29 protein-coding genes are annotated in these 23,117 nt (G+C 43.2%); 17 read left to right on the top strand and 12 right to left on the bottom strand.

Annotation, left to right across the window (positions count from 1 at the left end; genetic code table 11):
- Positions 1-157 precede the first annotated feature (157 nt).
- From NDI42_RS25590 to NDI42_RS25575, 4 genes are all read left to right on the top strand, one after another.
- Positions 158-886, top strand: coding sequence for a cyclase family protein (locus NDI42_RS25590; protein WP_190455703.1), 729 nt, complete (start codon positions 158-160; stop codon positions 884-886).
- Between the two features lie 128 nt (positions 887-1,014).
- Positions 1,015-1,407 carry an MAPEG family protein gene (locus NDI42_RS25585; RefSeq protein WP_190455700.1) on the top strand — a complete coding sequence of 131 codons (393 nt, stop codon included), beginning with the start codon at positions 1,015-1,017 and terminating at the stop codon, positions 1,405-1,407.
- A 92-nt stretch (positions 1,408-1,499) separates the two neighbouring features.
- The gene (locus NDI42_RS25580) at positions 1,500-1,943 is read left to right on the top strand and encodes a hypothetical protein (RefSeq protein WP_206755925.1); all 444 of its coding nucleotides are present in this window, start codon (positions 1,500-1,502) and stop codon (positions 1,941-1,943) included.
- A gap of 173 nt (positions 1,944-2,116) precedes the next feature.
- The gene (locus NDI42_RS25575) at positions 2,117-2,389 is read left to right on the top strand and encodes a hypothetical protein (protein ID WP_190455697.1); all 273 of its coding nucleotides are present in this window, start codon (positions 2,117-2,119) and stop codon (positions 2,387-2,389) included.
- A gap of 109 nt (positions 2,390-2,498) precedes the next feature.
- Here the strand turns inward: NDI42_RS25575 and NDI42_RS25570 are convergent, their stop codons facing one another.
- The gene (locus tag NDI42_RS25570; RefSeq protein ID WP_190455721.1) at positions 2,499-2,714 is read right to left on the bottom strand and encodes a hypothetical protein; all 216 of its coding nucleotides are present in this window, start codon (positions 2,712-2,714) and stop codon (positions 2,499-2,501) included.
- Between the two features lie 353 nt (positions 2,715-3,067).
- Between NDI42_RS25570 and NDI42_RS25565 the strand changes: the two genes are divergently transcribed.
- Positions 3,068-3,436: an S-layer homology domain-containing protein gene (locus tag NDI42_RS25565; protein ID WP_190455694.1), complete on the top strand. Its 369-nt coding sequence runs from the start codon at positions 3,068-3,070 to the stop codon at positions 3,434-3,436.
- Between the two features lie 118 nt (positions 3,437-3,554).
- Here NDI42_RS25565 and NDI42_RS25560 read toward each other — a convergent pair whose 3' ends face one another.
- Positions 3,555-4,091: a GAF domain-containing protein gene (locus tag NDI42_RS25560; protein WP_190455691.1), complete on the bottom strand. Its 537-nt coding sequence runs from the start codon at positions 4,089-4,091 to the stop codon at positions 3,555-3,557.
- A 186-nt stretch (positions 4,092-4,277) separates the two neighbouring features.
- Between NDI42_RS25560 and NDI42_RS25555 the strand changes: the two genes are divergently transcribed.
- Positions 4,278-5,468: a M28 family peptidase gene (locus NDI42_RS25555; RefSeq protein WP_190455688.1), complete on the top strand. Its 1,191-nt coding sequence runs from the start codon at positions 4,278-4,280 to the stop codon at positions 5,466-5,468.
- On the opposite strand, the gene NDI42_RS25550 is transcribed toward NDI42_RS25555, so the two are convergent.
- Together NDI42_RS25550 and NDI42_RS25545 are read right to left on the bottom strand one after the other, a co-directional pair.
- Positions 5,440-5,664: a hypothetical protein gene (locus NDI42_RS25550; RefSeq protein ID WP_190418764.1), complete on the bottom strand. Its 225-nt coding sequence runs from the start codon at positions 5,662-5,664 to the stop codon at positions 5,440-5,442. The two genes, NDI42_RS25555 and NDI42_RS25550, sit on opposite strands and share 29 nt — an antisense overlap.
- A gap of 108 nt (positions 5,665-5,772) precedes the next feature.
- Positions 5,773-6,963: an alpha/beta hydrolase gene (locus tag NDI42_RS25545; protein ID WP_190455685.1), complete on the bottom strand. Its 1,191-nt coding sequence runs from the start codon at positions 6,961-6,963 to the stop codon at positions 5,773-5,775.
- A gap of 482 nt (positions 6,964-7,445) precedes the next feature.
- On the opposite strand from NDI42_RS25545, the gene NDI42_RS25540 reads away from it, so the two are divergent.
- Genes NDI42_RS25540 through NDI42_RS25530 form a run of 3 tightly spaced genes read left to right on the top strand, consistent with a single transcriptional unit; the run spans position 7,446 to position 9,341 of the window.
- Positions 7,446-8,390, top strand: coding sequence for a S1C family serine protease (locus NDI42_RS25540; protein WP_242017657.1), 945 nt, complete (start codon positions 7,446-7,448; stop codon positions 8,388-8,390).
- A 15-nt stretch (positions 8,391-8,405) separates the two neighbouring features.
- A complete protein-coding gene (locus tag NDI42_RS25535) occupies positions 8,406-8,678 on the top strand; it encodes a hypothetical protein (protein ID WP_190455682.1) in 273 nt (90 codons plus the stop codon).
- Positions 8,679-8,681: 3 nt separating this feature from the next.
- The gene (locus tag NDI42_RS25530) at positions 8,682-9,341 is read left to right on the top strand and encodes a response regulator transcription factor (RefSeq protein ID WP_199311173.1); all 660 of its coding nucleotides are present in this window, start codon (positions 8,682-8,684) and stop codon (positions 9,339-9,341) included.
- Positions 9,342-9,429: 88 nt separating this feature from the next.
- On the opposite strand, the gene NDI42_RS25525 is transcribed toward NDI42_RS25530, so the two are convergent.
- Positions 9,430-10,044: a PAP/fibrillin family protein gene (locus tag NDI42_RS25525; protein ID WP_190455679.1), complete on the bottom strand. Its 615-nt coding sequence runs from the start codon at positions 10,042-10,044 to the stop codon at positions 9,430-9,432.
- A gap of 426 nt (positions 10,045-10,470) precedes the next feature.
- On the opposite strand from NDI42_RS25525, the gene NDI42_RS25520 reads away from it, so the two are divergent.
- The 3 genes from NDI42_RS25520 to NDI42_RS25510 all read left to right on the top strand — a co-directional run bounded on the left by NDI42_RS25520 (position 10,471) and on the right by NDI42_RS25510 (position 12,443).
- Positions 10,471-10,893 carry a hypothetical protein gene (locus NDI42_RS25520; RefSeq protein WP_190455675.1) on the top strand — a complete coding sequence of 141 codons (423 nt, stop codon included), beginning with the start codon at positions 10,471-10,473 and terminating at the stop codon, positions 10,891-10,893.
- Between the two features lie 14 nt (positions 10,894-10,907).
- Positions 10,908-11,570, top strand: coding sequence for a hypothetical protein (locus NDI42_RS25515; RefSeq protein WP_190455672.1), 663 nt, complete (start codon positions 10,908-10,910; stop codon positions 11,568-11,570).
- An 87-nt stretch (positions 11,571-11,657) separates the two neighbouring features.
- Positions 11,658-12,443: a hypothetical protein gene (locus NDI42_RS25510; protein WP_190455669.1), complete on the top strand. Its 786-nt coding sequence runs from the start codon at positions 11,658-11,660 to the stop codon at positions 12,441-12,443.
- A gap of 28 nt (positions 12,444-12,471) precedes the next feature.
- Here NDI42_RS25510 and NDI42_RS25505 read toward each other — a convergent pair whose 3' ends face one another.
- Both NDI42_RS25505 and NDI42_RS25500 read right to left on the bottom strand, forming a co-directional pair.
- Positions 12,472-12,678, bottom strand: coding sequence for a hypothetical protein (locus tag NDI42_RS25505; RefSeq protein ID WP_190455668.1), 207 nt, complete (start codon positions 12,676-12,678; stop codon positions 12,472-12,474).
- Between the two features lie 121 nt (positions 12,679-12,799).
- Complete coding sequence (locus NDI42_RS25500) at positions 12,800-13,336, bottom strand: nucleotidyltransferase family protein (RefSeq protein ID WP_190455665.1); 537 nt, start codon at positions 13,334-13,336, stop codon at positions 12,800-12,802.
- Positions 13,337-13,539: 203 nt separating this feature from the next.
- Here NDI42_RS25500 and NDI42_RS25495 point away from each other — a divergent pair, with 203 nt between their 5' ends.
- Together NDI42_RS25495 and NDI42_RS25490 are read left to right on the top strand one after the other, a co-directional pair.
- Positions 13,540-13,845, top strand: coding sequence for a P-II family nitrogen regulator (locus tag NDI42_RS25495; protein ID WP_190455712.1), 306 nt, complete (start codon positions 13,540-13,542; stop codon positions 13,843-13,845).
- A gap of 12 nt (positions 13,846-13,857) precedes the next feature.
- Positions 13,858-13,989 carry a hypothetical protein gene (locus tag NDI42_RS25490; RefSeq protein WP_348231714.1) on the top strand — a complete coding sequence of 44 codons (132 nt, stop codon included), beginning with the start codon at positions 13,858-13,860 and terminating at the stop codon, positions 13,987-13,989.
- Between the two features lie 67 nt (positions 13,990-14,056).
- Here NDI42_RS25490 and NDI42_RS25485 read toward each other — a convergent pair whose 3' ends face one another.
- Complete coding sequence (locus NDI42_RS25485; protein WP_190455662.1) at positions 14,057-15,349, bottom strand: DEAD/DEAH box helicase; 1,293 nt, start codon at positions 15,347-15,349, stop codon at positions 14,057-14,059.
- Positions 15,350-15,929: 580 nt separating this feature from the next.
- On the bottom strand, positions 15,930-17,264 hold the full coding sequence (locus NDI42_RS25480) for a cytochrome P450 (protein ID WP_190455660.1): 1,335 nt from the start codon (positions 17,262-17,264) through the stop codon (positions 15,930-15,932).
- Between the two features lie 549 nt (positions 17,265-17,813).
- Between NDI42_RS25480 and NDI42_RS25475 the strand changes: the two genes are divergently transcribed.
- On the top strand, positions 17,814-18,722 hold the full coding sequence (locus tag NDI42_RS25475) for a CBASS cGAMP-activated phospholipase (protein ID WP_190455657.1): 909 nt from the start codon (positions 17,814-17,816) through the stop codon (positions 18,720-18,722).
- Between the two features lie 15 nt (positions 18,723-18,737).
- The gene (locus NDI42_RS25470; protein ID WP_190455655.1) at positions 18,738-20,090 is read left to right on the top strand and encodes an SMODS domain-containing nucleotidyltransferase; all 1,353 of its coding nucleotides are present in this window, start codon (positions 18,738-18,740) and stop codon (positions 20,088-20,090) included.
- Between the two features lie 173 nt (positions 20,091-20,263).
- Here NDI42_RS25470 and NDI42_RS25465 read toward each other — a convergent pair whose 3' ends face one another.
- Positions 20,264-20,872, bottom strand: a complete 609-nt coding sequence (locus NDI42_RS25465) for a Cap15 family cyclic dinucleotide receptor domain-containing protein (protein ID WP_190455652.1) — start codon at positions 20,870-20,872, stop codon at positions 20,264-20,266.
- On the opposite strand from NDI42_RS25465, the gene NDI42_RS25460 reads away from it, so the two are divergent.
- Entirely contained in the window at positions 20,871-21,251 is a 381-nt protein-coding gene (locus NDI42_RS25460; RefSeq protein WP_190455649.1) for a mCpol domain-containing protein, read from the top strand. The genes NDI42_RS25465 and NDI42_RS25460 overlap by 2 nt on opposite strands.
- Before the next feature lie 140 nt (positions 21,252-21,391).
- Here the strand turns inward: NDI42_RS25460 and NDI42_RS25455 are convergent, their stop codons facing one another.
- Positions 21,392-22,012: a Uma2 family endonuclease gene (locus NDI42_RS25455; protein WP_313931113.1), complete on the bottom strand. Its 621-nt coding sequence runs from the start codon at positions 22,010-22,012 to the stop codon at positions 21,392-21,394.
- Between the two features lie 139 nt (positions 22,013-22,151).
- Positions 22,152-22,991, bottom strand: coding sequence for a DUF4419 domain-containing protein (locus NDI42_RS25450; RefSeq protein WP_313931124.1), 840 nt, complete (start codon positions 22,989-22,991; stop codon positions 22,152-22,154).
- Positions 22,992-23,117: the final 126 nt, after the last annotated feature.

Below are 23,117 nucleotides of genomic sequence, written 5' to 3'. Positions count from 1 at the left end.
CTAGCGTTTGCCGTTCCTCATTTGTCAGGGAAACAATATATCGTTTGGCTGGCATTGTTTATGGGTTGCTTACATTTCTATTATCCGTCAATTCTTTTTTGACAGACCACTAGGGAAGCGGCGCAAATACGCGATCGCGTTCAAAATCTAAAATAGTATGACATCAAATTCACCTAATCTCAAAAGCATTACCTACACCAAAATTGTAGACCTCAGTCACGTAATTGACCCAAACATCCCCATATGGCAAAACGATCCGCCCGTTGAATTTGAGTCAGTAGCCGAATTAGAAAAAGATGGTTACTATCTGCGACGATTTTCGATGGGCGAACATAGTGGCACTCATATCAATGCGCCGAATAGCTTTTATCCAGATGGAATTGGGATTGATAGTTATCCATCCGAGTCTTTAGTTGTGCCAGCTATTGTTATCGATATTCGTTACAAAACTACTGAGAATCCTGACTATGCTTTAACCATAGATGATGTCCTCAACTGGGAGGATCAACACCACTGCATACAGAATGGTAGTGTTGTACTGTTGTATACAGGTTGGCAAGAAAAATGGCGTGATATTGGAGCCTTTTTCAATCAAGTTGAGCCTGGTAAATTTCATTTTCCAGGGTTTGGCGCTGAAGCAACCCGATTCTTGCTAGAAAAACGTGCGATCGCTGGAATCGGAATTGATACTCACGGAGTAGATCCGGGAATTGACGAAGCTTTTACAAGTAATAAACTTGTACTAAAAACCCCTAGAATTGTCCTAGAAAACTTGACAAACCTCCATCAATTACCGCCTACTGGCACCACATTAGTAGTTGGTATTTTACGGTTAAAAGGTGGTTCTGGCACACCTGTATCGGTTTTGGCTTTTGTGCCTTCCTAAGTGCAAAGCGCAGGCTGAGCCGACGCGGTTCATTAATTTTTACAGCTCCTGTAAGGATTGCTATACGATTAATAAATGAACTGAACAACAATGTGCTAAAACTTTTTTGGTTGAGTTAAAATTGCATCATGTCACCATTACCTAGTCTCATCACTGCTCTTGCACTACTGCTATACCAAATTCTAGCTTTCAACGTCGGTCGAGCCAGAGCCAAATATAAAGTGCTGCCACCCCAAATGACAGGAGATCCGAATTTTGAACGAGTGCTGCGCGTTCAACAGAATACCCTGGAACAGTTGGTTTTCTTTCTTCCTTCGCTGTGGTTGTTCTCTCTCTACGTCAGCCCTTTGTGGGGAGCTGGTATTGGTGCAGTTTGGATTATAGGCCGTATTGCCTACGCTTGGGGATACTATCAGGCTCCTGAAAAACGGGCGATTGGTTTTGGCATCAATTTAATCAGCAGCATCGTGCTACTCTTGGGTTCGTTAGTGGGAATTATACTTGATTTAATACGCCCTTAAAAAAGCCGCTATTTTCATACAATATTTGCGCTTTCAGCAGAGAAACGCGAACAAGCTAGGGTGTAAAGTTAATCATCATTATTAGTAATGTTATGAAAGTGGTTCAGCAAACTTTTACATTACTCACTTTGCGAGAACGCCCAGTTGGGGTTTGGATATTGAGCGGTTTTACAGCTGTCGTAGGACTTTTTATCTTTATATCGTCCAACCCACCTGTTGATTTTTTTGGGTTGTTTTGCATTGCTTGCGCCAACTTTATGATATTTGGGAGTCCGGTTAAAACTTGCCTATTCGATAAAAATATTAATCGGGTAACTTTTAAACAAAAAGGTTGGCTGGGAACCAAAATAATCAGCTATTCATTGGACAAGGTTACTAGCGTTCAAGTAGAAAAATCTAACTTAATATGGATTCATTTTTACAGGCTTAGTCTCAGGCTTGTATCAGGGCGACGTTTTTATTTAACCCCAATTCCTAGCACCGACTGGAAATTGCAGCAAAGTTTAGCTGATGACATCGACGAATTTCTGGGTTAGTAGAAATACTAAATCGTCTCTAGTTTTTTAAACGAACCGCCGAGGCGCTCCAGGATATAGAGCGAAAGAAAAGAAATAATTTAATAAATAAATTAGGATTGCTATAGCAGCCCTAAATAATTAGAGAAGTCGGGGATCTGAAGGGCTGGCGATAACTTAAATAGGATTGCTATATGACATTCTGTTTTAGAGCGAAGGTTGAACCAAAAGAAAATCCTATCCCTGACTGGTTAGCAGTTGAATTTTCGTTGGATGCACAAGAGCCTCGTTGTTATAAAATTTGGGTTGTACCAGAGATTGCAGAAGTGGCACTTATATTAGGAACTTTGGAGATAGACCCAAGTGTAGAAGGGTGGATAACTTATCTTAAAAGTCTGGGTTTTGAAGATGTGGTGCAGGTATCTTGCAGAGAGTTTTTTAGTCCTAGAGCTGACAGAGATAGGTGAAGATGGGGAAAAGTTGATGAGTGTTTGAGTGTTTGTCTGCAAGTGCGATCGCTGCTTTTGGTTCAACGCCCATTGTCCCGACAGCGAAGCCCAGTAAACAAATTCGATATTATGCTGCTATGGAGAGTTGCTCTACTACCCGAACTCGTCCTTTTAGCACTGCACGGAGCAATCTATTGAGAGAGCTTCTATCTTCTTCATCTAAGGACTCATCTAGGGCAGCTGCCATCAATCCATAGCGGTCAGCTAAAGTAAGAACACCAGTTTCAGCAACGCTGGCGAGAATTTCAGAAATGGCACCGGGGAGAAGATTTACTGGGGACATTGTTATTGGGGCGTGAACTCTACACTCTAAATATCGCCTTTTTAAAGTTTGTGTAAAGCGATCCATTCCACAAGGAGTCTGTGAAATTACTGAGGTTTTTGAGTGATCGCGATCGCAAGTAGGGCAAATTCCCCAATTTTCTAAGTGCGATCGCTGTGATATGGTGTCCGGTTGATTACTCGTAATCCCCTTTGACAAAGGCACCCCACCCCGTTTGCGGGATGATGTGGGAATCAACTGGGTTTGATCTGAGTGGGTGGATGAAGACAGGAGGTGAATTGTCAAGTTTCTGCTTCCTCCCCCGGCAAACGGGTTTGATACAGTAAAGGAGTAGATAACTTGGAACTAAGATAATGCTTAAGACTTCATTGATTGCAACTAGCTTACTGTTAGCGGCAACCGTCTCCTACCCATTACAAACGCTGGCACAAGTTCCTAGCACCCAAAATGATCCCAATTCCCAGAGGGGTTGCCTTTCTGGGTATCCTGATGGTACTTACCGAGGCGAACGTTCTGTGAGTCGCTATGAATTTGCCGCCGCTTTAAATGCTTGCCTAAATCAGTTAAATCAACTCATTCCTAGCGAAAGAGCAGACTTAGCCACTAGGGAAGAGGTGGAAGCATTGATTCAACGCCAGAGGCAGTTAAACGAACAACTTCGAGAATTAAGCGATCGCGTTGGCACCTTATCTGGCGAATCATCTGATACAACAGGTAAATAATGCTTTTAAACAAACTCTTGTTTAAAAGTAAGCAAGTATTTATCTCTTTGTGCCGGATAACGTCACATCCAAGGCTTACAATTCAACCTTGAATCTCAGATGTTTTTTAATATGGAATTTACTTAGAATTAGCAGCCTTTATATAGGCAACAGCCAAAGGTGTGAACTTTTCTGTAACTGCGGCAATAATAGATCGGTCTTCCTGAGTCCAGACTCTAGGTTCACCAAAAACACAAGGTTGCAAAATTCCCCATAACACACCATCAAAGCACAGGTGAGCGTGAACTAATGCTCGATGCCCAAACTCTTTTGCCTCGAAAGCTTTATTAACTACTTGAGGGTTAGCTGTTTCAACATCTTCTACAAAGATAGATGGTTCTGTACGCAGTGCGGCAGCAAATAACGGATCTTCTTGTGGCAAAGATTCTGGTTCTTGTTTCCAGTCGGAGTCAATAATATTGGGATACTCAGAACTGCGAAGCCAGCAGTAAGGAACTTTACCGATGCGCGTGTGCGGATCTCGCAAGTAGAGAAAAATGCGATCGCATTGCAACACTTCACCTAACGCTGACACTCCAGCAGAAAAAACTGCATCCGGCGTACTCTCGTTGCGGAAAATTTTATCCAAAACTGTAGGTAGAACTTGGTCTTGCATGAGCTTGTGTTTGTAATATCAATTAGATGCTACGCGATCGCGTCACATCTGAGTAAGTGGGTATACGAGAAGCAGGAACCGCAAGGGAACACCGAACCGTCTTGGGGGTGGAGGTGCTAGATCACAGAAAGGGCGCTCATAATGCAAGAAGAGAGTCAACGCTGATATCGGCGAGGATCTATTTCCATGAAAATCCGTATTCGATTTTGGTGGTGGGTGATAATAGGAACGCTATTATTTTCCCTACTCGGAGTTAAAGCCCAACCGCCAAGCCGCGTCCACGCCGATGTTATGGCTTTGGTAGGCTTGGGGCCGCGTGTAGCTGGGACACCAACTATCCAGAAAGCCCGCGATTACTTGTTAGCAGAATATCGCAAATCTGGCTATGTTACAGAGGTGGGGACTTTTACTTATCCGAAATTTTTGGATAACGGCTCAAATTTACTGGTTAATAACGCCCAGCTAGACGGAAGAGCGCTTGCTGGTTCAAGGGCTGGTAAACTGCAAGCACCACTGATTGGCGTTCCTGGGGTGGGAAAACCTGACGAATTTGCTGCTGTTAACGTCAAAAATGCGATCGCTATTGTACGACGGGGAGAAATCCGCTTTCTCGACAAAGCCCGCAATGCACAAAATGCTGGTGCAGTTGGTTTAGTAATTGTTAACACATCCTCCGGCGAACTCGCCGGGACGCTGGGTGGTGAAGTTAATATTCCCGTGTTCTCTCTTTCTGGTGAACGTGGCGAACCCTTGCTAAAAAAAGCCCTCGCCTCACGGCTGGAGGCAACTCTTAATGTGAATACCCAACGGGGTAACGTCACAGGATACAATGCGATCGCGCACAAACCCGGTGTCACATCACCCCGCATCTTAATTGGCGGTCACTACGACTCAGTTTTAGGTTCGCCTGGAGCAAATGATAATGCCTCTGGCACCGCAGTTGTACTAGAACTCGCCCGTCGTCTTGCCAATACGCCACTAGCAAACCAAATCTGGTTCGTCGCCTTCGATGGTGAGGAAGATGGCTTACATGGTTCCAAGGCATTTGTCAATTCAGCATCGCCGGAATTTCTCAAAGGACTTCAGGCAATGCTAAACTTCGACATGGTAGGCGTGAACGAAAAGCTGCTCGTAGGTGGAACATCAGAACTGACAGCACTAGCGACTAAAGCAGATCCGAAGATATCCACATTCCGCGACACTGGTAGCAGCGATCATCAATCATTTACCTCGGCGGGGGTTCCAGCAATATTTTTCTATCGCGGGCAAGATCCCAACTACCACTCACCCAACGACACTCAAGTAGATCCAAAACTACTAGAAGCTACAGTTGAGGTAGCAAATCGGATTATTCAGGAGCGTTTGGCACAAAATTAGCTTTAGCTTTATCGTAAGCTGCTTTTTGCTCAGGGGTCGCTTCTTGCACACAATCTGCATGAATGCGTTCTAAATTCTCAATGTATTCCTGATTTTTGCTTAAAACCGGGTTAGCGCGACTCGAAGCAATAAGGGCGAGTTGGGCGCGTAAAGGCAGTTTGCGAAAAGCTTCCAGGCGGTTTTCAATAGAAGACATCCAAAAATCTCTCTAATTACAATACAGTTCGGCTAATCACTTCCTTTTATAGCAGCCTTATTTGATTTATGAAATTCTTCCTTCTCTCTTCCTCCCTTACTCTTGTAGTTAGCGTACTGCCCAAGCTACGAAACGCTCAGTGTAATATAATGCCAACTGGTTACTTAGCCCGTTGAAAATAGCATCAAAAGCGTGTTCTGCCCAAGGAATTTCTAACAGAATAGCCATATTGCCATTTGCCCGCAGACGTTGATACATTTCCTCTATAAATCTTAATTGAACTAGATGATCTCTCCCACCCTGCACTAATAAAGTTGGCGGTAAGGAACGTGTTACATAATTAATCGGTGAAGCAATTCGATATTCATTGGGAAACATTTCTGGCGTTCCACCGAATAACATTACTAAAACATTTCGCGTATCAATTGGGTCGGGACGTGGCGGACTAGCATAGCCTCCAGGCAAGTCAACTGGGCCATAGTAGCTAACCACCGCCTTTACAGGTATAGCATCGGGTTGATAAGCTGCCAGCATCGCCAAATGTCCGCCAGCCGAACGTCCGAGCAAAACCATGCGTTCTGAGTCAGCCTCATACTGAGTTGCATTCTGCTGGATGAAGGCTAGTGCTGCACGTACATCATCCAACTGGGCTGGAAAACGGTATCGCGGCGCGTGTCGATAATCGATGGCAAAAACAGTATAACCCCGCGCTGCCATATAACGGCTGAAATCAGAATTATATAAGCGATCGCCACTTCTCCACGCCCCACCGTAGATTACAACAAGAGCTGGATATTTCCCAACTTGCGGCGGGCGGTAGATATCCATACTCAACGGGACGCCATCGGGATTAGCAAAGCGGATGTTTGGAGTGTAACGACTTTTACCCAACTTAATGCCTGTAAACGCATCAGCCAGCACAAACGGTTGCTGGCGCATGGATACTTGCTTATTATTTAAATCGCTGTATTCTGAGCCAATGCCTTCTTTCATTGCTACTGTCAAATTTTGCACAGTTCCTGGCAACTGCATCAACGGTAAAGCACTCAAAAACAGCCCCAGCAAACTCGCACCCAAAGCTATAAATTGCAGCGGCGTGCGGCGCATCACACCTAGCAATAGTCCAGTTGCAACTAAGTTTAGTAGCAGCAGCCAGTGAGAAACTTCCGGCGCACCTACTCCCAAAGTTAGCAGGAGCATATTTGGAGCCGGAACAACAATCCAAGAACTCAAAAAAAGTCCCGTACCGCTTAAGAGCAATGCGACCAACTGGAGAATTATCAAGGCTAGACGGGACATGGCAAAAAGTAACTAACAATTAAAGAATGATTTGGCTAATTATGTCTATAAATTATTGCCAAGATTGTTACGAATCCACAGCTAATTAAACTAATCAGGTTGCCATACATCAAAACCTGGTCATTTTGGTAATAACCATATAACACTCCGTTGAATTGAATAAAATTAAAGCCTAGGAAAGTAATTAAGGCTATATTTTTAGAGCTTTTGGTTTTAATGATTCTCAATGCTTGGGGAATAAACAGACTCGCATTGAACAAAAAACCTAATCCAAAAAAGAATGTAACTATCTCTTTCATACTTAATACAAGTCTAATAGGAACGATGACAAAATACTAAATTTGATTTTAACTTGTTACACCTAGCCATTTTTCCAGGTATGGTTCTCCCCATTTCTCTGATGCACAGAGACTCCACAAAGCGGCAGCATATCAACAGACGGGACAATACCGTTTTAACTATCAATCCGTGGAGTTCCTTAAATGTCTTCATCTGAATCTTCGATGTCTAGTGTGCTGCTGACTCTCTCCAACAATTTAGCTGATACCGTTGAGCAAGTGGGTCGGTGCGTTGTTGCGGTTAATGTGCGAGGCTCCCATAGAGGACATTGGCGATCGCGTATTTCTTCAAGCGGTATCCACTGGCGAAGCGGTATTATCATCACCTCGGACGAAACCATCAAGCGTTCTGAGGAAATCACCGTCACCCTAGCAGATGGTCGCACAGTACCAGTTACGGTGTTAGGTCGCGACGCTACCACCGATGTAGCTGTCCTCAAACTACAAGATGTAGACTTACCCGTTGCGGAAATTGGCGATGCTTCCACACTTAAGGTAGGTCATCTGGTACTTGCACTTGCACAAGGGAAAGAAAACGGTATCACTGCTTCTATGGGTGTTGTCAGTGCTGTAGGTGACGCTTGGCGTAGCATGAGCGGCGGCTTAATTGACCAATTTCTGCGCCCAGATTTAAACTTATATTCTGGTTTCCCAGGCGGCCCCTTGGTCGAGGTGACAACAGGTAAAGTTGTCGGGATGAATACCTCTGGGCCTCGGAATATGGCTTTAACCATTCCGGCTTCTACCGTAAACCGGGTGCTTGACCAGCTGCTGTCAAAAGGACGCATTGGACGCGGCTATTTGGGTTTGGGTATGCAGCCTGTACGCCTACCCGATACTCTCAAGAGTACGCTAAATCTAGATTCTACTGGTGGGGTAATTGTTATCAACGTGGAGCCGAATGGCCCTGCTGATAAGGCTGGCGTAATGATTGGCGATGTGCTGATAGCGATGGAGGGCAAGCCTGTGAGCGATACGGGTGATGTGCAGGCGCTGTTAGGCACCCAAAGCGTAGGTAAAACTCTCAAAGTGCAGCTGGTACGGGGTGGTGCATTAGTTGAATTAGCGATCGCAGTTGGCGAAAAATAACAGAGGCAATTGAAGATGGCGATCGCAACCGATAATACAAATACTACTTCACACATCGCCCAATTGGCAGCTATTGCCGCACAACTACGCCGTTCTACTGTCCAGGTAGGAAGCCACCGAGAAGGTGGCGGTGGTGACATCTGGAATTTTAACGGCTTAATTGTCGCTGATAATTTGAGTAACGTTTTCTGGTACGCCGAACCCGGTGAGTTGCTACCTTTGGATTTCCGGCGTTTGGGAAAACTGCTTCACGCCTTGTGTGGTTGTGGCTGGTGGGACGATCGCTAACCTATGAGCAAGGGAGAACTCGGCGCGATCGCGGTTATGGTAAGTGCTTCTAACTCCATTGTCCGTGCGGGTTTAGAAAGCATCATCCACGCTTCTCAATTGCTGGAGATAGTCGGTAGTTCCTCTAGTTTTGCCATCCAAGAGAAGCTAGTTGAAGAGTTACAACCCGACGTGGTGCTGCTGGAGTGGAGCATACCTGATGACGCTGCTGAAGAGAAAATACTCGCTCTTGGCGCTCTATCTCCTGCCCTTGTCATTTTGGCTGACAACGCCGATGATACTTGGGTAGAGTCAGCTTTGCAAGTTGGAGTCCAGGCAATATTACCGCTCAAGGCGACGGCTAATGAAATTGTAGCTGCTGTCGTGGCGGCAGCTGCGGGGCTAGTGGTGCTGCATCCTGACTTTCTGGATTCTCTGCTACCCCGTAGCGAGTCTTTCACCCGCACATTACCCGCTTCGCCAATTCAAGCGCTTACCGGACGGGAGATTGAAGTTTTGGGTATGCTGGCTCAGGGAATGGGGAATAAGAGCATTGCCAAGCGATTAAGCATCTCTGAGCATACCGTCAAGTTCCACGTATCATCTATATTTCAAAAGCTGAATGCTTCCAGCCGGACTGAGGCTGTCACACTGGGTGTACGGCTTGGTTTGATTATGCTTTAACAAAAGCTGCTGATTTTGCAGAATAAAACAAACCAGAAAAGGTAGCGATCGCGGGTGATGCGTGATGCGATCGCTCAAAACGCCCAACTCACTCACGACGAAACACAAACAAATTGCCTGTTGCACCTCGTCCTACCCTAATTTCTTCGTCTAAATAAGAGGTTGTCCACTCTGCCTCATTCCGGAGGAATTCCAATACTGGTATTTTCAGCTCAGGAAAACTCCAGCTTTCCATGCCAAAAAGCTTTGTTGCTTGCATAGAAAAACTGTCAAAGCTCACCTTAGCCATCTTCTCATCTGCGCCCCAAGTCCAAACGCCATCAGCTTGTAACTGCCATTCCCCCAGCAGGGGTAAGTCAAGAAAAGCACCGTTAGAAGCAGAAATATTCCCAGTACCCCCTGCAACCAACCTTTGCCACACCCGTTTGATGTTTATTCCTCCCCCAAAATCTGGAATTGATGCCAGCTGACGGGTAACAACGGTTCCTCTTGATGCGTACACCAACAGCCAGTTACCGAGTAGAGAAGGGTGATGGTCGGGGTGGAGTGGCTGTGGGATGGGATTGATGCTTTCTAGCCGTTGCACAATTGCATCAATTAGCTCTCCATCAGAGGGAAATAAGGCTTGCTGTAGCCCTAACGCTTCTACTCGTTGCAAGAGTTCAGTTTTTAGGGCAAATCTCGCTGCGTCATCTCCTACCATGTCTTGATGTTCCAGTTTCAGGCTTTGAAAAAAGCATACATCAGAGCATTTAAAGGGTGGCTACTCCTGTGGGGTAGCTCTAGGGCTAAAACATCGGGATTGCTTAGGTTATGCAAGTCTTCCAGGCTCTCATCGTATAGCTGAAAGATGTTGAGCCTAGCTTTGTCCCCTAGATCCTGACCCAATGCTCATTTGGAGGCATAACTAGATTGTTACAAATGTACAACAATGATTACAGCCATCCAGTGGCACTTCGTTACAGCCTCTCTTTACCTGCATTAGTTGTCGGCAGAAAAAATTAGCAAATGTAAGCATTCACGAGATATAGCTCAATATAGGAAGCAGGAAGCAGGTGGCGCGCCTGACATTGGAATTAAGTCAAGTTATCGTAGAGTGGAAAATTTAATCTACTAGCATTATCCGCTCATGGATTTGAACCAAATTCCGAAACCTGTTTGGAAGGTTCTGTCAGTACTTCTTTTATTGACTATAGGCTATGGGGCTGCAACTCACGTTCCAGGACTAAATGATTCGACTCAAGAGAAACAAACAGAGAAATCAACCGAGACAACATCAAGCTCAAAGACTGTAAAGGTCAGCCTTATTGATGAAACCAGTCAAGCTCCTATAGTGGGTGCATCAGTAATAATCGAATCAGAAGGTGGGTCTGATACAGATACGACGGATAATTTAGGAGCTTTTCGAGTTCAGATACCCACTACAGAATGGGTGAAGATTCGCATCAACAAAAAGGGTTGTGCGCCGTACAACCAAAACTTAAATCTTCTAAGCAACCCGGATAGGCCTAAACAAATTCTGTTGAAATGCTCGATACCTAAAACTTCGTAAGCGTGGCGTTCCCAATGTCATCACTACGCCAGCATTTTCAGGGTATTAAGGAGATAGTTGACTGGAGTTGGACACTAGCCATCCTGTGTATGGTTGGGTATATCACTCTAGGCCAGCTTGTCCAATTGTATTGGGCAATGGTGTTTTTAGGAGGGTTAGCAGCTAGTTTCGGTTTGTTTTATAATTTCTCGTGTGAGAAATTAGAAGAACTAGATTCTCTTGATGCCTTTGAACTTCAGAAAGCATACAATTCAGCAGCTATAGCTCAAGATATGCTTACTAAATTTGCTAACAGAAACCCAGAAATTGCCCACCAGACTCTTTTTGTTCAAGCAAGAAAACAAGTAACTAATATCAGAGCAAGGTCTAACCATGTATTTCGTCTGAGGGTAAACGAACAACGACAAAGACAGTCTTCCCATCAACAGCCAGCTCCTTCACCACCACCCAGTCCCGTACAATCTCCTAAGCAACAGTCGTCAACATACAAACCACCTAATCAAAGCAGACAATCACCTTCAAGCCAAACACCACTCACAAGGGCAACTGCTCAACGACTTACTCCAGTAGAGTATAAGATAATTTCTAATCCAAGCGATTATGTATTTGTTAAGCGTTACCGTAAAAAAAATGGGAAATGGGTAGATTCACATTATAGGCGGAAACCACGAAGATAACCTGCTAACCAAAGCTGAACCAACGGCTTTAATATACAGATGAACTTAAAACGATATCACATTAAGAAGAAACTATTGTAGCCTACAATGTCATCTCTTCGTCAGCTTTCTCAGCGCATCAAATACATAAGAAACTGGAGTTTTACCCTAGCTATAATTTGTACGTTTGGGTATTTAACTTTAGGGCAAATTGTTCAATTATATTGGTTGATGGTGTTTTTGGTAGTTATAGCAATAGTTGCTTATGGGCTAAATTCAACTCTTGAACAAGAATTGAAAGGAAGGATAATAGAAGGAGATAATGAAGAATATCCGTTCGGAAGGCAAGAATTAATTCATGATTTATTTTTTATAGTAAAAGACCAAATAAATCCGCTATTAAATATACTAAATGATAGTGGCTTAGTAACTTCTGAAACTATCCTTATAAAATATAAACTTAGTTCTATTTTAAATGATTTAGATGCTCTTGCAGAACGTGCTACTTCCTATTTAATAGGAACTGAATGGCTGGAAAATAGAGAAAGAAGAATATCACTAGCCCAAAAAGCTAGTGATATTGCTTTGAAAAAATATCCTTTGGGAGGAGTGATAGCAATTATAATTCCTGGGGCAAAGAAAAAAGTAAGACATCAGCTTTACCAAAATGTATATGACTGTCTTACATGGATAAAACATAGTTTTGCCGCAGGAGGCTATTTGACGACTAATAAGTTAAAATCAAGAATTACCAATCAAAAACAAGTGATTACAGCACTTGAACTATTCATTAACGAAAAAGAAAAATTATTGGAAGATTTACCTGAAATTATAAGACCAGAAATTGAAATTTATTTCAAGAAGCTAATTGAAGAAATTTCTGAAATTAGATGAAAAGAATAAAATTTTATTTTTTATGGGGCTACTTTTCATAATCGTCCCAATTGACATCATCGTAAAAAATTTCATCTCCTTTAGCCTTGAGATGGGTATTGAGAGAAGATAGAGCTGCCGATATTGATTTTTTAGCATTATTTATTTCTGGACTTTCCGAATGCTTACTCAAAATACTTGCTGCTCTTGTTAGTATTCCTTGCGTAGTCTCTATAATAGGTTTCGGCTCGTTCATTTAGGCTTGTAATTCTTCTAACTATAAAGCTATAAAGATTTACAAGCACAAAATATCCAATCAGGACTTAGATTATTAAATTTAGGTAAAGGATGTAAAAAGCTGACCTCGTAGGCAATTTCTATGCTAGACGCAGGCAAGGACATTTTTGTAGAAACGAAGTCGCTTTACTTTCAGCGTCCGGGTTGTCTATATGTGCTGGAGTCGGTCGGATGATGCCATTAAACAAGTCATCCAGACCATAAGGAGTAAAAAACTGCCATTCTCCTTGAGTATCTAACCGAACGCCTACAGCCGTCGCGGTGTGTAGCCAATCAGTGACCCCATCTTCAGTGCTGTTGTAAGGTCTGCGACCGGAACGCCAACGTGCAAAACTCGCTTGATTTTTGACATCGAACTTGTAGTCAGGAAACTGGGCTGTCAGGGTAGCCTTGGCAGTGAGTTCTTGGGAACGATCTCCAAGCGCATCAAAAAAGGCAATGTCAAAGTCATTGATGATTAACTGACACTCGTTGCCAAATAGCGATCGCCAAACCGTATTTCGCACCGCACCACCTGCTAACCACCAGTCGGGAAGATTCAAAAGCGCGATCGCAGGTGACACAACACCAATCGGCGAATCAACCAAAATCTTCTGGAGGCGAGTGGCGCTATCCATACTCAACTGATCCCTAAGTAATTCTCTAAGCTTTATTTTGCAGTTTTGTATCGAGGTGCTTGCTTCCCTAACTTAAGTTGTTTGAGAACTGGATGGCACACAGATGAAGGTATTATTAACTCAAGGAAGCGTTGGTAAGGATTTTGGCAACAAAGCCCTTTCCACTACCTCGACAACCCCAAACCTACTCTGTGGAATTCCTCATGCCCCACGACCCCAGCCCAGTCAAATCCGCTGTCCTACTCACCATTATTGCTGAAACAGTGCTTAAAGATGCTATTGTCAACTTGTTTAAAAGCAATAACGTAAGCGGCTACACCATTAATCAAGTGCAGGGTGAGGGTAGCCACGGCAGACGCTTAGGAGACATAGCGGGCTACAACACTAATATTGAAATCAAGACCATTGTTTCACTAGAAGTATGTGATTCTATTTTTTGGTCTATAAAAGACTATCAGGGTAAGCACGCCTTAATGGCCTTCCGACAGAATGTAGAAGCCTTGGCTTAATTAACCTGGTTTGTGGAGCTGTTCATTGATTTGCGCGTGCAAGAGCTGAATTGTCCGTTTGCTGAAGCGAAAGCCCTTACAAACAGCGATCGCAAACCTGTATTTTGCACCTCACCCCTTGTCAACCATATTGTCAGCCCTTAAAAAAAGATACCCGACTTCTCTAAGAAGTCGGGTATCTCGCCTTAACTAGGCGGCAATCGCCAGGAGTTTAAACAGTGTGCAGCCTTTTGCGAGCACGACCTGGTGAGGCAGGCTTTTTGCTGCGGGTGGGTGCGGATGGTGCCTGGGGCTTGGCTCGGTTACTGCGACCTTGGTTTGCGCGCTGACCCTGACCCTTCGGCTGGTCTATCACGATCTTGACTGGGGCGCTTGGCTCGTAGCCTGGAACCACAGTTTTGACAAGGGGTTTATTGAGCAATCTTTCGATGTCTTTGAGGAATGGATATTCATCTTCGCTGACGAGGGAAATTGCTCGTCCTTCGTTTCCAGCGCGACCTGTGCGACCAATGCGATGCACATAGTCTTCTGGTACATTGGGCAGTTCAAAGTTGACTACGTGGGGCAGCTGATCGATATCTAGACCCCGTGATGCTACATCAGTGGCTACTAATACCCGCACTTTCCCTTGCTTAAAGTCTTGCAGCGCACGGGTGCGGGCTGCCTGACTTTTGTTGCCATGAATTGCAGTGCTTTTCAGCCCATCTTGAGCAAGTTGCTCGGCTAGACGGTTTGCTCCGTGTTTGGTGCGGGTGAAGACTAGCACCTGTTTCCAGTTGTGGAACCCGATCATATGAGAAAGCAGTTCTCGCTTGCGATCGCGATCGACCGGATGCACCACCTGCTCTACCTGCTGTGCGGCGGTATTACGGGGAGCAACTTCGATCTGGGTCGGAGATTTTAACAGGCCGCTGGCAAGCTGCTGAATCGGTTTAGAGAAGGTGGCAGAAAACATCAGCGTTTGGCGGGATGGGGGGAGAATTGCCAAAATTTTGCGGATGTCGCGGATGAAGCCCATGTCTAACATGCGATCGCATTCATCCAGCACCAGTATCTCTATCTGCGAGAGATCCACAGTCTTTTGCCCAATGTGGTCAAGCAAGCGACCGGGCGTAGCTACTACAATATCAACTCCCCGATGCAGCGTTTGAACTTGCGGCTTAATTCCCACGCCGCCATAAATTGCTGCCGCTCTCAGCGACAGGTATTTGCCATAAGTTTTGACGCTATCTTTTACCTGATCTGCCAGTTCGCGAGTAGGTGTGAGAATGAGGGCGCGAGTCGGGCGATGCACCTGCTTGGTCTTGGTGGTACCCAGGAGTTGCAGTAAAGGCAGGGTAAAGCCAGCAGTCTTGCCCGTTCCAGTTTGGGCGCTGGCGAAAACGTCTTGTCCTTTCAGGATTGCGGGAATTGCTTGCTGCTGAATGGGGGTTGGTTCAGTGTAGCCAGAGTCAGCAACAGCACGAAGCAGGTCTGTCGAAAGACCGAGGTTATCAAATGTCATGAATGCGATCGCTCCTAGTAATGCCCCTATCCCAAATCAAGTGCCTGGGGCCAGTCTAAGAGCAGGAAATTTGTACTTCAGTTGGATGGCTTTAATGAGCTTTTTTCCAATGCGCCAGCAACAGACCGGAATGTACTGGCAGAAATTCATTCTATCAAAAATATCAGAAAAATGCTGAAAACCCCGTGATTTTAATCCGGGGATGAAAGCTAATTGCTGGTTTTCACCTGCCTTGGAAGTGTTTTGATATAGTCACGTAAAACTTCACCAGCAGAAATTTGTTGTGACTCAGCATAGGAGTCTAAAATTTTTCACTGTTTTTTTTGTTGGAAAGCAAACCCGAATTAATGAACATCAATAATGGGTTGAAGAAGAAGCGCGATCGCGCCAACAGCGACAAAAGACAAACTTACCCAAAAGAAAATTCTCATTTTGTTTTTTTACCTTGATTTAATTTCTGATGCTTTCTACGGTTCAATGTACTGGGATCGTAGTGAAGAGTTAGGATTTGCCTAATCCACCTAGGGACAGAGAACGCGCTCCATAGCAAGAAAGAGTTAATAGCCTAGGAAGCGATCGCTTATCGCTGAGTCACCAACATCTTCATCCCATGTTTTGGGCGGAGTGTTAACGAGGGTTGCAGCACCACCGGATACTCTGGTTGTAGAGTCAGGCGAAACTTTTGCGCGATCGCTGCCAGCAGTAAGCTTGCCTCCATCATGGCAAAAGCCTTGCCAATGCAGATTCGCGACCCGCCACCAAAGGGAAAATAGGCAAAGGTGGGCAACTTTTTGATGAAATTATCTGCCCAACGATCGGGGTTGAAAACTTCTGGATTTTCAAAGAAGCGAGGATCTCGGTGCATCGCCCACTGATTGATAAACACAGTTGTACCCGCTTTCACCTCATACCCCCCCAGAACGCAGTCTTTTACAGCACGTCGGCTCATTCCCCACACCGGCGGATACAGTCGCATTGATTCCAACACAACTCGCTCTGTGTAAGGCAACTGACGTAAATCGGCAACCGTGGGTGCGCGATCGCCCAACACCCTCTTCAATTCTTCTTGCAATTTCGCTTCTACTTCTGGGTGTTGTGCAAGTAGAAACCATGTCCATGTCATGGCGTTAGCAGTCGTTTCATGACCCGCCAAAAATAGAGTCATTGCTTCATCTCGCACTTGGCGATCGCTCATCCCAGTTCCATCAGATTCATCCCGCACTTGAAGCAATAGGGAAAGTAAATCGCCTGTGTCCTTGCCGCTTGCTCTTCGCTCGTTAATAATGCGATAAACAATCGCATCTAATTGTTTAATTGCTCGTTGATAGCGTAAGTTACTAGGAGTAGGCATCCAACCAGGAAGGAAATATTGATTAGCAAGATTGGAATTAAAATCCATCACTGCATTTAACGCCGCCTGCACCCCTTCTGCTTCATCTTTAATATCAACATCAAACAGTGTTTTTGACACAATTTCTTCGGTCAGCAACATCATATGTTGATGAATATCGCGGATTTCGCCATCGCGCCATTGGTCAATTAATTGCTCAGTATAGTCAACCATTACCTTCCCATAGGCGACAATTCGTTCCTGATGAAAAGCTGGTTGAACCAGACGACGCTGACGCTGCCAAAAGTCGCCTTCACTGGTCAGTAAGCCGTTCCCTACAACGCGCAATCCGCGTCGGTACACACTACTTTTAACAAAGTTAGGGTATTGAGTGACTAAGACTTGCTCGATCAAGTCGGGATGGTTCGCTAAAAAAGCTGGAAATGGCCCAAACTGCCAGCAAACAAGATCGCCATACTCCCTAGCACATTTGCTCAAGAACTTAAGTGGATCGCGGTTTATTTCTGGAAGATGACCTACAAGAAAATGACCTTTAGGGCCAGGTGGTAAATGTACTGCGGGCATAAATAACTCGGTTTAAAATGCTTTTGTGGATAATCAAATGGTTTTATAGCTGCTCATACCGAAAGTAGCTACCATCTCGGTTTTTGTTGAGTTTGAGCTGTTAAAAGCAACTTTCAAGCCTTACCTGATGGAACATTGACTGTTAGGGCGATCGCTACTTTTTTTAAACAGCGTCTATCTAAATTTTAGCCAAAACAAATCTTTTCCAAATTAAATGGCACTTACACCTGTGCGCGATCGCGTTAGCGAAGCGAGGCGTTAGCCTAGCGCTAACTTGTCAGTTCACACCTCCACTCATCCTCTACCAACCTGCTTCCTCTATAGATAGAGATACACAAAACATCGATATAGTCAAGTCAAGGACTGCTCATCTTTTCAATCGTTTTAACGTGAAGTTTTAGCAGCGAGCGCAGCGTGACTAATCAGAGGTTGTGGTGGGTACTGTACTGCCCTCTCACTAGCGCTCTGCTATTTATAGTACATATGAACCATGACCTTCCTAATCTTGCCTATAATGAAGCTTTGTAAGGGGAGTGCTAGGAAAAAGCTGTGGTATTCAAAATTCTGGCTATTGATGGTGGTGGCATTCGAGGTTTATACGCAGCATATATCCTAAAAAGGATTCGTGAAGAATTCGATATAATATTTTCGGAATATTTCGATTTAATTGTGGGCACTAGCACTGGCTCTATCATTGCCGGAGCGCTTGCGGTTGATCGCCCAATAGAAAAGATAGTAATAATTTACGAAGTAGAAGGTAGAAAAATTTTTACCTCGAATAGTTTTAGTCTAAATGGTTTCTATAGAAGTAAGTATTCCAAAAAACATCTAGAAAATATTCTGAATAAAGAAATTGGAAATAAAATACTTTCTGACATCAAGAAAACCAGATTGATTATACCAGCTACTGATATTGCAAATGGACAAGCTTTTGTATTTAAATCTTCATATCTAGAAGAGTTTGTTAGAGATAAGAATATAAAAATTGTTGATGCAATTTTGTCGTCTTGTTCGGCTCCTATCTATTTTGATCCCAATAGGCTTGAAAATTACCTACTAGCAGATGGTGGACTTTGGGCAAATAATCCGGCTTTAGTAGGGCTGACAGAAGCTATAGGTAAGTTGGAAATAGATAAAAATGATGTAAGGATACTATCGATAGGTACTGGGATTGGTAAGCATTACTATAAAATTGATAGTGCGGAAACTAGAAATTGGGGTCTGGTTAACGGATGGGAAGGTAAGAAAATCATTGATATCATACTGAATTTGCAGTCTACATCTGCCGAAAACATAGTTAGGCTGATTCTTAAAGAAGAAAAATACTTAAGACTAAACTTTATTACGGATTCTAAGCTTAGTCTGGATAAGCTAGATATTTTAGAAGAATTAAAAACCAAAGCTGATCATACATTCACTTATGAAGTGAATAAAATTAAAAGTTTTTTAGAACTGTAGTTATCTGCTAAATCTATGAAGTCCATTTCTGATTTTTTTGAGGAATTCTTGAAGGACGAAGTTAACTTAAATCCTACTCGGCTTAAAGTAGCCAAGAAGGGTATAAATACAATGAAGAAATTTCTTAAAAAAAGTGATATCTTCAAAGGCCATATTCTTCAGTTTTCTCCACAAGGCTCTTATAGGCAAGGGACAATCATTAAGCCACTTAATGGGAAAGATTTTGATGTTGATCTACTTGTTATTTTAAAAGAGTTTGAAGGATGGAAAGCAAAAGATTATCTAAACAATTTACATCAAGTCTTTAAGGATAGCGATAAGTACCAAGATATAGTTGACAGAAGAGGTAAGTCGAGGTGTGTCACCATAGACTATGCTAGTGATTTTCATATTGATATCATTCCTGCTATTGAAATAGATGGCCGCTTCAAAATTATGAATAAAAATAGTAATACATTTGAAGATACAGATGGAGATGGTTATGCAGAGTGGTTTGAAAAGAAAAATTCAATAACTTCAAGCAAGTTTCTGACAAAGACTGTCAGGCTCTTCAAGTATCTCAGAGATATCAAGCTTACCTTTTCCATTAAGTCAATACTTTTAACTACATTATTAGGTGAACAAGTATATGACTATGAAGACAATACATACTATCAAGAAACGTACTACAAGGATTTACATACAACTTTAAAAACTTTGTTCAACAGACTGGATAGTTATCTTCAAGCTAGACCTTACCTGAATGATGATATTACTAATAATCCAGTTTTATCAAGTGAAAAGTTTAATCGTCATTGGGATCAAGATAAATACTCTAACTTCAGGGAAAAAGTTAATGATTACAATCAGTGGGTTAATGATGCCTACGAAGAACAAGATGTTAATGAAGCTGTTAAAAAATGGAGAAAAATATTTGGAGATGACTTTGGTGAAATACAGGAAAAAGCTGTATCTACATCTGCCTCCGCAAAATTTTCTGTAATAGATTCAGTTGATTACGAGGAATTTATTGAACACAAGTATCCTGATGACTTAGATAATGATTGGCGTTTAGCCCTCTCTGTGAATCCTAAATCCAGAAGTGGCTTTCGTGACTTTCACTATCCAAAGGATGTCTGGTTAAGGTTTTATGTTGATAAAAATAAGAGTTTCCTACCGAATAACACAGTTATTAAGTGGAAAGTGAAAAATAGTGGACAAGAAGCTCGAAATAAGCATCAGCTAAGAGGAAGGATTGAAGAAGATGACTCTGAAAACTGGACTAAAACCGAACATACAAAATACAAAGGTAGACATTATGTCGAATGCTATGCTCTGAGAAACGGGTTTGTAATAGCAACAGACATAATTTATGTTACTGTAGTCTAGGTTTTAGGTTGCTTTTAGGACAATTGCCATCGCTCGTAGGATAGCTTGAAGTATATGCAGGGTAGCATTCCCGCAGAACAACCTAGCATTCCAAGCTGTGCAGGGCAAAAGATTGTTGGCGTTTATAGAAGTTCAACGCAGAACACACGAGGGATCTGCCCACCCTGCAATTATTACAATTCATAGTCTTCTTTTGAATTTAAACTTATTCGCTCTAACTCGATTCTTCCTTTATTTCCACGAATGGTGTAGTACTGTCCACTTAATTCCATAGGCTTTGGCTTTGCTTCAAGCTTAACACTCAGTATTGCAGTCCCTTTGTATTCAGGATATTCCGGTTTTTTTGGCGTATTATGATATACGTAGTACAATTTATGGTTTCCAGCTTCAAGGGTAGGATAAGCAACCAGAGTATATGATTTTGAGGTTGTACTACATAAGTTTATATTTATATTAAATAAGTTTTGTTTGATTCTAACTTTAGCCTCTAGTTGTTCCTCTTCTAAGCCCGTACCAAAAATTAGTTTTCCCTGCCATATACCATTAATATCTGGAAAATATATTTCTGAGAGGATAGGTATAAGTTTCCAGAGTAGTCTCCAAAAATATACGGATATTAAAAACGCAATAACATCAAAAATTGTAATAGAAAAACTAACATACCTTATCACTTCTACTGAAAAGTTATAGGGAGTTAGTAAGTATACTAAAAAAAAGAGTAAAGCAATATTTATAATTGCGAAAGTTGTGATAATTTTGCGTCCAGGTAAAAGGTGAAACATGCCTCTTTATATTTCGCTTGATGGGGATGATATAGGTAACAAGATTGCCAGGGGTTATCTTGAAAATAATGAAGAAAACTTAGTCAAAATTATTCAAGATTTGGATCGCATTTTGACTCAAATATGTGAATACTTAAAAAAATTAGAATTTGAGATTATATTTTGTGCTGCGGATGGTGTTGCCTGCAAAGGCAGTAATGTAGAAGTAGAGAGTTTTGCACGATATATTGAATCTATTGGAAAACCACATTACACATTTTCTGCTGGTATAGGCAATGATTTGAAAAGTTCATTTTTTTCACTTAAGTATGCTAAAGCTCTTGGAAAAAACAAAGTTGTAATTTGTGAAGATGGGAAACAATTCAGAGTAATAACCTAAAGTGCGCTCTCTAGCTCCCATAGGATGAATTAAGGTATACAAACCATCATCTTAAACCATGCAACGCCACAAAAAATTCTGAAGTTCACAAACGTTAAGTACAGCCTACGCGGGCGACCATATTTAAACCCACTCAGCACTTAAGGAAGCAACTCCAGCACAGATAAACGGCTGACTATTTGCCCTGCGATCGCAACAGGCACTTCATCGGACAGTTGATAATCTTGACGACGCTGATAGATGGATTCGGATGTCACAACAGGCTCGGTGTAGACCTCAACCTGCTTTTCTGGGAGGTTGATAATCCAGTAAATCGGAATCCCTGCACGAGCGTAGAGACGCTGTTTTGAGGTGCGGTCGCGCTCTAGGGTAGAATCGGCAACTTCAATAATCAGAGCGATGTCAGAGGCACCGGGATGACGATCGAGGTAATCGCGGGTATTTCCCCGAACAACCACCACATCTGGCTCTGGCTCACTATCTGCTAGGGTGATAGGTTCTTGGGTATCGACGTACCAGCCTTCAGGAATAACGGCTTCTAAGGCATTTCGAGTGAGTTTGGTAGTCGCACGATGGGGCGGATTTTTCGGCATTTTGTAGACCAACCATCCATCCAGCAGCTCTACCGGATCGTCGTCGCTCAGGATGCCAAGACGAATCATCTGGTGATACTGCTCAACACTCAAACGCCAGACGGGTTCTGTTGGTACTGCCGCAATGGTCTGGGTATTCAGTGTATCAGATGGTATGGATGTGGACACAGGGTAAGTGGGTTGAGCGCATTTACTGGTGATGGTAGCACTTGTGAAATTACCTTTGTACGCAGAGAATGGGGCTGCTTAGGTGAATGTGCGATCGCACCTATCAGAGTAAGTGATGCCATTGAATCGGATGCCAAAACTATCTGGATGCCGACAATGAATCATCTGGTTGGAAGTCAGGATCGTCAAAGTAGTATTTTCCCTTAGCTTTCGCGATACGTTCAAACAGTTGCGGAATTCCTTTAGCAATCACCTTTACGTCTTCCGTTGTAAATGTCCAAACTTCTTGCCCAAAAATTGGATCGGTTTCTTCCCAAACGGGTTTGCCTACAATCACCCACCATTCCCAAAGGCGATTTCTACTGTTGAGGCGGCGTACATAACCGTAGGCAATGCAGCGATCGCCCTCAATATCCATGAAACGAGTGAACCGATCGCCCTGAATATCGATGAAACCAGTGAACGGTTTGTCAGTACCTTTCAACTCGTGATTAGTATAGTCCTGTAATGCCCGAATGTGCCAAGGATATTCACTTTGAGCAAAAATTGTGCCACCGTCGAAATGGCTGTGGAGTTGAATCAGTTCCTTTGGCATTTCCAGTTGCCTTTGAGTCTCTGACCAATCAATTGGCGATCGCATACTAGGTTTTTGCTCTAGGATGGTTAGCATCTTGAGAAATCGATCTTGCTCGCGTACTGCCCAGCCGATTTCTGGTTGGAGATAGCCATCTTGTTGCCGAACTCCAATAAAGCCTGCAACCACTTCTAAATCAGCTTTTCCTTTAGGGGTAACGAGTGCTATTGGTGCTTGGGAGAGTCCAGTGGGTAATACTGTTGGTGAGATTCCGTCCTCGACTGTAAGTTCTGCACGAGGGATATCTAGAATCGGATTCTTTTGTGTAGGCGCATGGGTGACGGAGTGATTAACGTAGGGAAATAGATCGGCTAACCATCCTGTAATTACCTCTCCACCGTATATCTCCTTTGGTTTATATAGCCTTTTCCTGTCTAGTGAGGTACGCTCAAAGCATAGAGCATGAGTATTTTCTTGATTAGAGATGAAACCCTACTCCCTTGACCTGCGGCAAAAAATTGTTGACACCTA

This window comes from Funiculus sociatus GB2-C1, assembly GCF_039962115.1.
Taxonomy (GTDB): domain Bacteria; phylum Cyanobacteriota; class Cyanobacteriia; order Cyanobacteriales; family FACHB-T130; genus Funiculus; species Funiculus sociatus.
This window is presented reverse-complemented; position numbering and strand designations above follow the sequence as displayed.